General features: G+C 49.3%; 11 protein-coding genes. All 11 read left to right on the top strand.

What is annotated here, in order from left to right; translation table 11 throughout:
• The gene (locus O0881_RS11765) at positions 1-1290 is read left to right on the top strand and encodes an aminotransferase class III-fold pyridoxal phosphate-dependent enzyme (RefSeq protein WP_289911374.1); all 1290 of its coding nucleotides are present in this window, start codon (positions 1-3) and stop codon (positions 1288-1290) included.
• Positions 1287-2831: a UDP-2,4-diacetamido-2,4,6-trideoxy-beta-L-altropyranose hydrolase gene (gene pseG, locus O0881_RS11760; protein WP_289911373.1), complete on the top strand. Its 1545-nt coding sequence runs from the start codon at positions 1287-1289 to the stop codon at positions 2829-2831. Before O0881_RS11765 ends, pseG begins: the two co-directional genes overlap by 4 nt.
• Complete coding sequence (gene pseI, locus O0881_RS11755; RefSeq protein ID WP_289911372.1) at positions 2824-3879, top strand: pseudaminic acid synthase; 1056 nt, start codon at positions 2824-2826, stop codon at positions 3877-3879. Before pseG ends, pseI begins: the two co-directional genes overlap by 8 nt.
• A 293-nt stretch (positions 3880-4172) precedes the next feature.
• A complete protein-coding gene (locus O0881_RS11750; RefSeq protein ID WP_289911371.1) occupies positions 4173-5525 on the top strand; it encodes a hypothetical protein in 1353 nt (450 codons plus the stop codon).
• A 33-nt stretch (positions 5526-5558) separates the two neighbouring features.
• Positions 5559-6818, top strand: a complete 1260-nt coding sequence (locus O0881_RS11745) for an oligosaccharide flippase family protein (protein WP_289911370.1) — start codon at positions 5559-5561, stop codon at positions 6816-6818.
• Positions 6819-6943: 125 nt separating this feature from the next.
• Positions 6944-7336, top strand: coding sequence for an acyltransferase (locus tag O0881_RS11740; protein ID WP_289911369.1), 393 nt, complete (start codon positions 6944-6946; stop codon positions 7334-7336).
• Between the two features lie 13 nt (positions 7337-7349).
• Complete coding sequence (locus O0881_RS11735) at positions 7350-8573, top strand: hypothetical protein (protein ID WP_289911368.1); 1224 nt, start codon at positions 7350-7352, stop codon at positions 8571-8573.
• 43 nt (positions 8574-8616) lie between these two features.
• Entirely contained in the window at positions 8617-9315 is a 699-nt protein-coding gene (locus tag O0881_RS11730; protein WP_289911367.1) for an acyltransferase, read from the top strand.
• 126 nt (positions 9316-9441) lie between these two features.
• Positions 9442-10548, top strand: a complete 1107-nt coding sequence (locus tag O0881_RS11725; RefSeq protein ID WP_289911366.1) for a glycosyltransferase family 4 protein — start codon at positions 9442-9444, stop codon at positions 10546-10548.
• A gap of 176 nt (positions 10549-10724) precedes the next feature.
• Positions 10725-11801 carry a DUF1972 domain-containing protein gene (locus O0881_RS11720; protein ID WP_289911365.1) on the top strand — a complete coding sequence of 359 codons (1077 nt, stop codon included), beginning with the start codon at positions 10725-10727 and terminating at the stop codon, positions 11799-11801.
• Positions 11801-12769 carry an SDR family oxidoreductase gene (locus tag O0881_RS11715; protein WP_289911364.1) on the top strand — a complete coding sequence of 323 codons (969 nt, stop codon included), beginning with the start codon at positions 11801-11803 and terminating at the stop codon, positions 12767-12769. The genes O0881_RS11720 and O0881_RS11715 overlap by 1 nt, the downstream gene beginning before the upstream one ends.
• The last annotated feature ends 6 nt before the right edge of the window (positions 12770-12775 follow it).

The following is a 12775-nucleotide window of genomic DNA, read 5'->3' as shown; positions in this document are numbered from 1 at the left end:
ATGTCTACACGCTATCAACGCTCTGAAGAGTTATTGGAACGCGCCCTTAAAACGATCCCGCTCGGCTCGCAGACTTTCAGCAAGAGCAAAACCCAGTTTCCATTGGGTGTTTCACCGTACTTTATTCAGCGCGGCAAGGGTAGCCATGTATGGGATGTGGATGGCAATGAATACATCGACTTCATCAGCAGTCTCGCGTCGATCACGCTCGGCTATAACGACGAAGACGTAAGCAATGCGGTCAAGGCGCAATTGGACGAGGGCGTGATCTTCAGCCTGCCGCATCAGATTGAAATGCAGGTCGCGGAAAAAATCTGCGAAATCGTGCCGTGCGCCGAGATGGTGCGTTTCGGCAAGAATGGTTCCGATGCAACCTCCGGCGCCATCCGCGTGGCGCGTGCCTACACCAACCGCGAACATGTGGCCGTGTGCGGATACCACGGCTGGCAGGACTGGTACATCGGTTCGACCGCGCGCAACCGCGGCGTTCCCGTTGCCACGCGCGAACTCACGCATACATTTGCGTACAACGACCTGGCATCGCTGGAAAAGCTGTTTGCCGACTTCCCCGAGCAGATCTCGGCCGTGATCCTCGAACCGATGAATGTATACGCGCCGGCGGAAGGATTCCTCGAAGGCGTCAAGGCACTGGCCCACAAGCATGGCGCATTGCTGATCTTTGATGAAACCATCACGGGCTTCCGCTACGCCAATGGTGGTGCGCAAGAGCTGTTTGGCGTTACGCCCGACCTTGCCACGTTCGGCAAGGGCCTGGCAAATGGCTACCCGGTATCGGCCATCGCCGGCCGCGCCGATGTCATGAAGCTCATGGAAGAAATCTTCTTTTCGTTCACCTTCGGTGGCGAAACACTGTCGCTGGCGGCGGCCTTGGCGACGATGGAAAAATTGCAGCGCGAACCTGTCGTGGCGACGATCAAGAAGCAGGGCCAGAAAATTATCGACCGCCTCAATGCCATCATCGAGGCGAATGCGGCGCAGCACATCATGAGCGTTGCCGGCCATCCGAGCTGGAGTTTCGTGCTGATCAAGGATGCTGCTCCGTACACACAATGGCATATCAAGACCTTGTTCATGCAAGAAATGTTGGCGCGCGGCATTCTGACTTTCGGTACCCATAACGTCAATTACAGCCATAGCGACAGCGATCTCGAGAAGTTGTTCGCAGCTTATGAAGAAGTGGTGCCGATGCTGGTTACCGCCGTGAAGGAGGGGACACTGGAAGGTTTGCTACGCTGCAAACCATTGGAACCATTGTTCAAGGTACGATGAGCAGTTCAGTCGTTATCCGCGTGGATGCTTCCTTGCAAATGGGAAGCGGACATGTCATGCGTTGTGCAACCTTGGCGGAAGAGCTCAGGTCGCGCGGGGCGGCGGTTACCTTCGTTTGCCGCGAATTGACGGGAAACTATGTCGACTGGCTGCGTACGCAGCAATTCGAGGTACTCAGTTTGACAGCGCCCATTTGCGCTGTCGCGGAAGGTGCCGCAAGTTCGCCAGCGCATCTTGCATGGCTGGGCGTGCCGCTGGAACAAGAACTGGACGAGGTGCGCGCGCTGCTTTCACCGCGACAGGCAGCAGACTGGATTATCGTTGACCATTATGCACTCGATGCGCGCTGGGAACAGGCCGCCAAGGCGTTTGCGGCAAGGATCATGGTCATTGATGACTTGGCAGATCGTGCACATGACTGCAGTGTTTTGCTGGACCAAAATTATTACCATGACATGCAGCAACGTTATGACGGTTTGTTGCCGTCTGCATGCCTGAGGTTGCTGGGACCGCGCCACGCCTTGCTGAGGAGCGAGTTTGCGTCCTGGCGTGCCAGGTGCGGCTTGCGCAGCGCTGCGGCACACCGCGTGCTGGTTTTCTTTGGTGGTGTCGATGCCGATAATTACACGGCGCCTGCTATTGCCGCGCTGGCCCGTGCAAACCGGCCGGAACTGCAGGTCGATGTCGTGATTGGCATGCGCCATCCAGCACGTGCGGCGATCGAAGACGCTTGTGCTCAGCATGGTTTTACTTGCCATGTACAAACCTCGCGTATGGCTGAATTGATGGCTGCGGCGGACCTGGCGATTGGTGCTGGCGGCACGGCGACTTGGGAACGTTGCAGTTTGGGACTGCCCACCTTGACGCTGTGTGTGGCGGACAATCAGCGGCAACTGGTTGACGACGCAGCGGTGGGCGGCCTGGTGTATGCGCCGGATATTCGACTAGGCGTGGAGCTGGAAGAGGCTTTGCTGCTTCATTACACCGCGTTGCTCGACAATCCTGCCTTGCGGCAATGCCTGTCGCGCCAGAGCCATGCCATCGTCGATGGCCGTGGCACAGCGCGCGTGGCGCGCAAGCTGGGCATGGGAGCGATTGTCTTGCGCAAGGCCAGCGAGGACGATTCTGCTGACTTGATGCTCTGGCGGAACCATGAATCGATCCGCGCCGTGTCGCGCAGCAGCGCGCCCATAGCGTTGGAGAGTCATCAGCGCTGGTTGACAGCCTTGCTGACTGACCCGCAGCGTATTTTGATGATTGGTCAGCAGCGCAACGGCCAGCCAGTTGGCGTGGTGCGTTTTGATTTGCTGCAAGACAGCGCGGAAGTATCAATTTATCTTGTGCCGGGCACGCAGCAGCAGGGCCTGGGGGCGGAACTGCTTGCTAGCGCAGAACAATGGTTACGCAATATGCGTGCGGATATAACAACAATACGGGCGGAGGTTCTCGGTGATAACCAGCCTTCTCACCGTCTGTTCCTGACTGCCGGCTATGTCAGGAACTCCACTAGCTATTTTAAGAAGGTGCTGCAACATGACTGATTCCATCAAAATTGGCAACCGCCTGATCGGCAAGAACCATCCTCCTTTCGTGATTGCCGAAATGTCCGGCAACCATAACCAGTCGCTCGAACGTGCGCTGGAAATCGTCGAGGCGGCAGCTAAGACGGGGGCGCATGCGCTGAAAATTCAGACTTATACGCCCGATACCATGACCCTGGATCTGGATGAGCGTGAATTTCACATTAGCGACCCCAACAGCCTGTGGGCTGGTACGTCCTTGTACAAGCTGTATGGCGAAGCCTACACGCCATGGGAATGGCATAAGCCGATCTTCGATCGCGCTCGCGAACTGGGAATGATTCCGTTCAGCACCCCGTTTGATGACACGGCGGTCGATTTCCTGGAAACCTTGGATATGGACTGCTACAAGATCGCTTCGTTTGAAAATACCGATCTACCATTGATTCGCCGTGTCGCGGCCACAGGCAAGCCGATGATTATTTCCACCGGCATGGCAAGTGTCGCCGAACTCGACGAGACTGTACGCGCCGCGCGCGAAGCTGGTTGCAAGGACTTGATTTTGCTGAAATGTACCAGCACTTATCCAGCCACGCCGGAAAATACCAACATCCTGACGATTCCACATCTGCGCGGTTTGTTTGATTGTGAAGTGGGGCTGTCAGATCATACGATGGGGGTTGGCGTATCGGTGGCCAGCGTCGCGTTGGGCGCCAGTGTCATCGAAAAACATTTCACCCTCAGCCGCGCCGATGGTGGTGTCGATTCGTCATTCTCAATGGAGCCGGACGAAATGCGCTCGCTGGTGATCGAAAGCGAACGGGCCTGGCAGGCGCTGGGAAAAATCAGTTATGGTGCGACCGAGAAAGAAAAGAAATCGTTGGTGTTCCGTCGTTCCTTGTACATCACCCAAGACATGAAGGCGGGCGAAGTACTGAGTCCACAAAATTTACGCGCCATCCGTCCAGGTTTGGGGTTGCCCCCGAAACACTACGATATGGTGCTTGGACAGACCGTCAAGCAAGACGTCAAGGCCGGAACGGCGCTGAGCTGGAATTTGATTCTATGACATGCATGGCCCGTGTTGACTTACTATCATCGATGGTTTATGTCGCACTGGCCGCAGCCAATAAAGGCGCAGCAATCCCTGAGCGTCTTTGATTGTTGTTATGTCCATGCGGTCCGGTAATCGACGCAATCGCGGTATCAGCCTTGTCTTGTCGATTGAAACTTGAAGTCGGGCAGCGCATATATCATTGCAGATGTGATTCCAGGCTAAAAATAAAAAATAAAGGCTCTGCTTCCTTGATGAATCAGACAGGTACATGCTGTTCCTGTTTTCAGTCTGTTCAATGAAATTAAATGATGAGTATATTTTCCGGATTTTTTGAGAAACTTGCCCCGCCGAATATCTATGATGCCGTATATTCATTTGCTACAGAGGAAATGAATACGCTCAACCTGCCATCTGCCGTGTTGCAGAAAAAAGGCATGTCGATCAGATTGGCCTCATTCTTCTTCTGGTTTTTGAAAGATTTGTGCCCGCCACGTGGTGGCCCGGTTAAGCTCGTCAACGCCGAACTGAAAAACAAAGTCGTATTTTTTTATTCGTCGATCAATGAAAAAAGAGCCTTGGAAGATCTTGGCCGCTGCGTGCCGAATGGCATTACCATAGCGGGGCAAATTGCGGAGCCGAACAAGATCAGTTTTCTGATCCCGAATCTGTTGGGATTGATGTATGCACCCTGGGTGTTTTTTCAATATTTGATGGCTTCGGGACATCGGAAAAAATCGTTTAGTTTTGCATTAGATCAATACATGTTCTCTTGCGGATATATTGTCTATTTACGTTTTATGTTGGCGAGGAACCGTCCGGCGTTAGTCGTGGTTTCGAACGACCATTCGATGCTGAGTAGGACGTTCGCGCTTGCCTGCCGCGAATTGCAGGTGCCTGTCGCTTATGTGCAGCATGCATCAGTCAGCGAGAAGTTCCCCAAATTGATGTTTGACTATGCTTTTCTCGATGGTGTGGATGCATTGGAAAAGTATCAGAAAAAAGGTTTGGGCGACTGCGTGGTGTTTTTGGCCGGAATCTCAAAACTGGACCAGACCTTGCGTCAATTGAGTAATCTGACGCTGGTGCGCAATTGTATTTCCATTTGTCCAAACGATTTGGACGAGGTCGATCCGGTTATGGCCGCAGCGAAATATATCCTGGAGAAGGTCGGTGGTGCATTCACTGTCTGTGTCCGGCCGCACCCTGGTGATACTCGACGTTTCAACGAATGGCGTCAGAAATCGCTGCAGATCGGGGTCACTTACAGCGCTCCCGAAGTCGAACGCTCGACCGATTTGATTATCAAGTCCGCCATTGTCATTGCCGCCGACTCGAACATATTACTGGAAGCGGCACTGCTCAAAGCCACACCTATTTGTATGCCGTTTAAAGGAAAAATACTGGATCATTATGGCTTTATCCGTCGCGGCGTAGTGTTTTATGCCGACAATCCGGTTGATCTGATCAACGGCCTTGACGGCGCCATGCAGCGTACAGATTTTTATACCGCATCGAAGTATTTCTCACACAGCGTAGGAACTGGCAGCGAGGGGCGCTCGACGGAACTGATGGGGGCTGCGTTGACAGCGTTGGCAGAAAAAAAACCGATTTCCAGCGCATGGCGTCCATGCGCTAAAAACGTATTTGAAGTTACATAACACGCCACTTAGAGAAATTCACCAAGTTATTGCATGAGACTTTCCAGTCAAATATTTGCCTACTCTGCATTCAATATCGTGAATGCGGCTGTGCCATTTTTATTGTTGCCGGTGTTGACAGCGTATCTTCTGCCCAAGGAATTCGGTATTCTTTCTTTGGTCACAATGTTACAAGCTTTGCTCCTTCCGATTGTCTTGCTCAGTTTTCAGGGGCTGGTGACTATCGAGTACACCAGACTGACAAAGGAGCAGTTTTCCAAATTTATCACGACTATCCTATGGCTTCCCGTACTGGGTTTTTTTGTCGTCTTACCTTTATTATTTATTTTTAGCGAAAAAGTCGCAGGCCTGTTCAAGATTTCGGAATTCTGGGTCACCGCCAGCGCGGTCTTCGTCTTGTTGCAGGCACTACCGATGCTGATGCCGACTATATTTCAAGCACGACAGCAATTGATGGCGTATGGTGTCTTCAAGATTGGCCTGACCCTGCTGAACATCGTATTTTCTCTGTATTTCGTGATCTGTTTGAAAAATGGCTGGGAAGGGCGGATGTGGGGCATGCTGGGATCATTTGTGGTGTTTAACGCGATCTCGTTGGTGATGTTGTTTCGCGAAGGACTTCTGAATATCAGCTTCGATAAATATTATTTTCACGAAGCGATTAAATTTGGTTTTCCACTTGTGCCGCACTCATTGGCAGGAATCATGCTGGCAATGGCCGACCGGTTGTTCTTGGCTAATTTGGTTTCTGCGGATGCCGTTGGTATTTATAACGTAGCTTATCAAATTGCTAGCGCCGTGATGATTGTCATGTCTTCGATCAATCAAGCCTGGGTCCCCCACTTATATGCCCAGTTGAACAGTTCTCCATCTTTTGACCAAAAGAAAAAATTGGTGTTGCAAACCTATAAAATTATTGCTTTGATGTGTGCGGGATCTCTGATTTTTGTTGCTGCCTTACCGCTGGTCTATCATTTCTTTATCTCGGTTAATTACCATGAAGGGCAAGGTGTAGCGATGCTGATTTCGTTGGCATTTTTGCTGCAGGGTTTTTATTTCATGGCAACAAATTATATTTTTTATGTGAAGAAGACTTATTTTCTCTCAGTGATGACTCTGATTTCTGCCGGTATAGTCATGTTGTTAAATTATTTGCTGATTCCAATCTTTGGCATTACGGGATCCGCGTATTCGATGGTAGCCAGTTGGTTGATTTTATTCACGCTCACCTGGCTGTTGGCACACCGTGTATATCCGATGCCATGGCGTCTTGGAAAACAAAAAATCATATGATTAAAAAAATATTGAGATCGATCTGGCTACTCAAGCAATCACTAGATCGGAAAATTTATACAAAAATAGTTCGGATGCAATGTCAAAGTTGCCATCCACATTTGACAGTGAACAGCAAGAGTTGGGTGAGTAAAACCACTACGCTTGGTGAAAATGTTAATTTTAATGGTATGGAGATACTGGGCGGCGGGACGGTGGTGATTGGCGCTAATTTTCATAGCGGTAGAAATTGCCTGATGATCACGCAAGAACATAATTATGACCATGGTCAAGCGATTCCTTACGACGATAGCTATCTATTCAAGGATATCACGATAGGCGACAATGTTTGGCTGGGGGACCGCGTAATTGTTCTTGGTGGGGTCTCAATCGGTGAAGGAGCGATTGTTCAGGCAGGTAGCGTGGTTGTGAAAAGTATTCCGGCATTTGCCATTGCTGGCGGACATCCTGCCAAGCCATTCAAAAACCGTAATATTGAGCATTACAATCGTCTCAAGGCAGAGGGGAAATTTAACTAAAAATGGTGAAAATATGAAGGTGAAACCGATTGAAGTTCTGTATGCGGTTTATTTGGCGTTTTTTTTCTCCATTTTTTTCAGAAGTAATGAATCGGCAACCAGTGAATATGTTTCCACGCTGTTTGGCCTGATGTGCATTTTTCTGCTGATCATGCAGAAAGGTGTAAAAGCCTTGCAGGCTGAATGGCAATATCGGCTGTTCATATTTTTTGCGGTTATTTTCTGCATATTTTTTCTCATGCAGGTATATGACAATAATAGCTACACAGTGGCTTTGTATTTGAAGGTGATGCTGTTTATCTGGTTTTTTTCAACCTTTGACGTGGACCGCCAGGATTTTATTCTTTTCATTAACCGGACTTACTTGCTCTATCTAGTCGCTGCCACGCTGATATGGAGTGGCTTGGTGCCCAACACGCTATATGAATATGTGGACACCGAAGAATTCCGTGTCAATTTTGGATTTTTACAATACGGTATTTTATATGGCCTCGAAGGTAGCCCCGCCACTATCGATAGTTATAGTTCACTAGTATTACTGATAAATTTGTTCATGTATCGGGGGAGTGATCGCAAGTTTTATTTGGCTGCATCTTTATTCGGCGTTCTGGCGTCATTTCGTTTGACTCCATTGGTTGCCGTTTTTTCTGTATTTTCCTTATATCCATTATATAAAAGTCGGCGTTATCTTTCTTCGTTAATACTGGTTTCTATTTCTATACTGTTTGCTGCAATACTGGTGGCCGTGGAAGTGAGCGGGAGCATGAGCATATTTGGCAGCGACATCGATTTGCGTATGCTGGCATATAGCCTGACGCATGCAAGATCGATGATATGGGAGCAGCAGCTCGAACATGTGATGCAAAATTTCACTTGGATTGATTATATTTTTGGTCATTTTTCGGTCGCTGAATTTTCAGTCCCGACTCTTCAACTAGATGGTACTGACGCTGGTGGATTTGAGTCCAATCCACATAATAATTATTTACTGTTGTTCTATCGTTCACCATTATTATTTTTTGTATTTTATTTTATTTTTATTTTTTGCCAGCACAGAAATTTCTCCAGGGAAAACTTTTCTATTCTATTTTTCATATTTCTGGCCGGATTCATGAATTCATCACTGATTAGTCTTGGGAATCCAATTTTCCTGATGGTTATTACCTATATATTGGTGGAAAGAAACTCGCCTAATAAAATTTCTACTGAGTATGTTGTAGAGGTTGATGTTAAATAATTGCAAGGGAGAAGTAAGATTGTTTTCAAGACTAACAAGGCGTATGATTTCGGCCTGCGCCACTATGATCAAAGGAAAGGCGTACAGCCTTGATCCAGATATTCCTATGGGAACTTTGTTCGGCATCGCCTTTCGCCGAGCCATGTGTCTAATGCGCTGCATTTTACGTGGAATTGCATTCAATCCTAAAAAATGGATATTTGTGAATGCGGGGGTAGAACTACGTAATCGCAGTCGTATCAAGTTTGGCAGCGGTGTAACGCTGGGGAAATGTGTGCTGATCGATGGTTTGTCGCGCGAGGGCGTGGTCATTGGGAATGGTGTCAATATCGGCCCGTACACGGTCATCGAGGCGTCCGGCATCATCACCAATATGGGAAAAGGAATACGTATCGGCGATCAATCGGGTATAGGTGGATTTTCATTCATCGGTGGAGCGGGGGGGGTGGACATCGGCAGTAATGTAATCATGGGGCAATGGACTAGTTTTCATCCAGAGAACCATGTATTTGACAATATCGATATTCCGATCCGTTTGCAGGGTGTCACGCGGCAAGGAATTGTGGTCGGAGATGATTGCTGGGTTGGTGCTAAAGTTACTTTTCTCGATGGCACCCGGGTCGGCCATGGTTGTGTGATAGCCGCCGGCGCGGTGGTGCGCGGTGAAATTCCTCCCTATTCGATCGTTGCCGGGGTGCCGGCCAGAGTGATCCGGTCACGTCTGGATAAGCCCGCGATCTGAGGAAGGCTGATCGAACCTGTCCTGATAGCCACTGTAACGCCACAGGCATCATCTATGTTTGTCATGGAAAATAGTTAAACGAAAATATTTTTTCGCTGCTAAATTCTAAAAATTGAATTTAAATCTATGAATCAAATTATATTTTGCCATCTGTTGAACGATTTTTCTGGTAGTCCCAAGATATTGGCTGAAACGATTTCTGTCCTAAAAAAACAGTCCAGTGGCGCAAAGATATTTGTTGGTAGCGGCAGCGAGGGGTTTTTATCTGATTGCGATCTTCCCGTTACGCGCTATTGGTACGTGCGGTCGAAGTATCGCTGGGTGACGCTGTTCACTTATTTTTTTAGTCAGTTATGTTTGTTTTTCGCTTTATTGCGAGATCGGAGTATTGAAAAAAAAGCTATCGTTTACACCAATACATTGTTGCCTTTTGGCGCCGCTCTGTATGGAAAACTGACTGGGCGCCGCGTGTTGTATCATATTCATGAAGTGTCGATCAGTCCGGCGCCGCTGCGCTTGTATTTAACGAGCCTGGTGAGGTGGACTTCATCCTTGAATATCTATGTTTCCAAGACTCATATGGAAATGTTGCCTATTGGGGGAGTGGTAGCTCGCTGTGTCCATAATACGCTAGAGCAAGGTTTCCAGCGGGTTGCTACTACCGCGCCTTATATGCCGCGTCGTGAGGGTATTTTCAAGGTCTTGATGGTAGCGTCGCTGCGCGATTATAAAGGCATACCGGAACTGCTTGCCTTGGTAGATGCACTCGCCGAACGGGACGATATCCATTTTGACCTGGTGGTCAATGGCGAATTGGCAGATATCGATGAATATTTTTCAAATAGAAAATGCCCGCCAAAATTGACGGTGTATCCGAGAACCATGGATACTCCCGCATTTTATGGCGCAGCCAGCGTGGTATTGAACCTCTCCCGCGTCGATACCTGCCAGGAAACCTTTGGTCTTACTATCCTTGAAGCGATTGCGTTTGGTGTGCCGGTGATTGTTCCCCCGCTTGGTGGTCCGGCTGAGTTGGTCACTGACGCTGTGCAAGGGTTTTTGGTTGATTCGCGCGATACTGCGCAACTGCGTCTCCGTGTACTGGCGCTTGCCGATGATGAGCAATTGTGCATGGCGATATCGCAGGCCGCTCGCTTGCGTGCGCAAGATTTTGGACATGATAAATTTGCCGCCGCGCTCGAAGCGGTGATGGCGGAAGTTCAACAATGTTGATCTGGTGTGGCAAACGCTTCCTTTAGAATGGGCCTCTCTTGTTGAGAGGAAGTCGGTTGCAATAAGTCTTGGGGCGCCACCATGATGTTTTACATTGATGGCTCTGCAAGTGTTGTATTTACTTTTTGATTTCATATTTTTGAAATTATTTATAATGAAAATCTGATTGTCTTGCCATGTTGAAAAAAATTGCAATTGTTGGCTCTGTAGGACTTCCCGCCAGTTACGGCGGCTGGGAGACGCTGGTGGATCATCTGACGAAGCGTCTGGAGGGGAAGTTTGAGTTCACGGTTTTTTGCAGCGCCAAAAAATACGAGAAAAAAATGCGTACTTACAACGGTGCGGCGCTTGAGTACATCAACTTGGACGCCAATGGTGCCCAGAGCATTGTGTATGATCTGGTGTCCATGCTGAAGGCGATTAGGTTTGCTGATGTGATTGTGGTGCTGGGCGTATCGGGATGCATTTTTCTGCCGATTATTAAACTAATCAGTAATAAGAAAATCATCGTCAACATCGATGGACTAGAATGGCGGCGCGCAAAATGGGGGCGATTTGCCAAATGGTTTCTGAAAAAATCCGAGGCTGCTGCGGTGCGTTCGGCGGATGTGGTTGTGGTAGACAATCAGGCTATCCAGTCATATGTGGAAACCCAGTATCGCCGCAGCGGAGCGTTGATCGCCTACGGCGCAGATCATGCGGTGGCGCGCAGCATGAGCGCTGCGGCACGCGAGAAATACAGTTTTTCCGATAAACGCTATGCCTTCAAGGTGTGTCGGATCGAACCGGAAAATAATCTCGATATTATTCTCAGTTGTTTCGAGACGTATACGGGTATCGATCTGGTTATTATCGGAAATTGGAATAATAGTATTTATGGGGAAAATTTAAGGAAGAAATATGAGCATCTGGCGCATGTCTATCTACTCGATCCTATTTATCATCCAGAAACATTGAATGAAATCAGGAGCAACTGTCATGTCTACATCCATGGCCATAGCGCGGGTGGTACCAATCCATCTTTGGTTGAGGCTATGTATCTGGGCTTGCCGATCGCTTATTTTGATTGCGATTTCAATCGTTATACTACTCATGATGCAGGTCTTTCGTTCAGCAATCCGGATGAATTGATGAATCTGCTTGCCAGTACCGACGACGTAGCCTTTGCGGCGATTGGCTTGAAAATGAAGGTGCTAGCGGATGAGTTTTATACTTGGGATCGGATTGCCAAGCAATATGCGGAACTGTTTTGATGGACTTTGTGGAATGGTGCGGCGTGTCGGATAAAATATTGGTGACCGGCGCGTCCGGATTCGTCGGCTCGGCATTATGTGATCGCCTAGAGGCCTTGGGTGTGCCGTTTGCCGGCGCTATGCGAAAAAGGAGCGCGTTGCCATCGCGCGTGCAGGCCGGCGAGATGACGGCGCAAACCGATTGGAGCGCAGCCTTGCAGGGATGCAATGTGGTGGTACACCTGGCTGCGCGCGTGCATGTAATGGATGACAAGTCCAGCGATCCGTTGGCGGCTTTCCGTGCCGTGAATGTGGATGCGACATTAAATCTGGCCAGACAGGCGGTGCGCAGCGGTATCCAGCGTTTTGTGTATGTCAGCAGCATCAAGGTAAATGGCGAACAGACGTATGCCAAGCCGTTCACCAGTGTTGACGCGCCAGCGCCCTTGGATCCATACGGTATTTCCAAGCTGGAAGCGGAACAAGCTTTATTGGAGTTAGCGCAGGAAACCGGCTTACAGTTAGTCATTGTGCGTCCGCCGCTGGTATATGGTCCAGGCGTGCGGGCCAATTTTTTAAGACTGATGCAATTGCTGAAGCGTGGCATACCGCTGCCTCTGGGCGCGGTGCATAATCGCAGAAGCATGGTTGCTCTGGACAATTTGGTTGATTTGCTTATCACTTGTTGCCGTCATCCGCATGCGGCCGGACAGGTCTTTTTGGTATCGGATGATTGCGACCTGAGCATGACTGACCTGCTGCGCATGTTATCTGGGGCTATGGGAAAGTCCGCCTTATTGTTTGCGTTGCCCGTCGGCTTGCTGTCCGCCAGTGCCAGTTTACTCGGTAAATCAGCGGCGGCCAGTCGGTTGCTGGGATCCTTGCAAGTAGATATCGAACATACGAAATCGACACTGGGCTGGGTGCCGCCTGTTAGGGTCGAGGACGCCATTCAGCAGACGGTGGATCATTTTTTATCTAATAGTTGATTGGTT

Origin of the sequence: Janthinobacterium sp. SUN100, from assembly GCF_030397705.1 — a bacterium.
GTDB lineage: Bacteria > Pseudomonadota > Gammaproteobacteria > Burkholderiales > Burkholderiaceae_D > Janthinobacterium > Janthinobacterium kumbetense.
This window is presented reverse-complemented; position numbering and strand designations above follow the sequence as displayed.

Excerpts from the sequence above, each read along its gene's own strand:
- O0881_RS11730 (WP_289911367.1), top strand. The coding sequence starts at position 8,617 with ATGATTTCGGCCTGCGCCACTATGATCAAAGGAAAGGCGTACAGCCTT.
- O0881_RS11720 (WP_289911365.1), top strand. The coding sequence starts at position 10,725 with ATGTTGAAAAAAATTGCAATTGTTGGCTCTGTAGGACTTCCCGCCAGT.
- O0881_RS11725 (WP_289911366.1), top strand. The coding sequence starts at position 9,442 with ATGAATCAAATTATATTTTGCCATCTGTTGAACGATTTTTCTGGTAGT.
- O0881_RS11745 (WP_289911370.1), top strand. The coding sequence starts at position 5,559 with ATGAGACTTTCCAGTCAAATATTTGCCTACTCTGCATTCAATATCGTG.
- O0881_RS11765 (WP_289911374.1), top strand. The coding sequence starts at position 1 with ATGTCTACACGCTATCAACGCTCTGAAGAGTTATTGGAACGCGCCCTT.
- O0881_RS11715 (WP_289911364.1), top strand. The coding sequence starts at position 11,801 with ATGGACTTTGTGGAATGGTGCGGCGTGTCGGATAAAATATTGGTGACC.
- O0881_RS11750 (WP_289911371.1), top strand. The coding sequence starts at position 4,173 with ATGATGAGTATATTTTCCGGATTTTTTGAGAAACTTGCCCCGCCGAAT.
- pseG (WP_289911373.1), top strand. The coding sequence starts at position 1,287 with ATGAGCAGTTCAGTCGTTATCCGCGTGGATGCTTCCTTGCAAATGGGA.
- O0881_RS11735 (WP_289911368.1), top strand. The coding sequence starts at position 7,350 with ATGAAGGTGAAACCGATTGAAGTTCTGTATGCGGTTTATTTGGCGTTT.
- pseI (WP_289911372.1), top strand. The coding sequence starts at position 2,824 with ATGACTGATTCCATCAAAATTGGCAACCGCCTGATCGGCAAGAACCAT.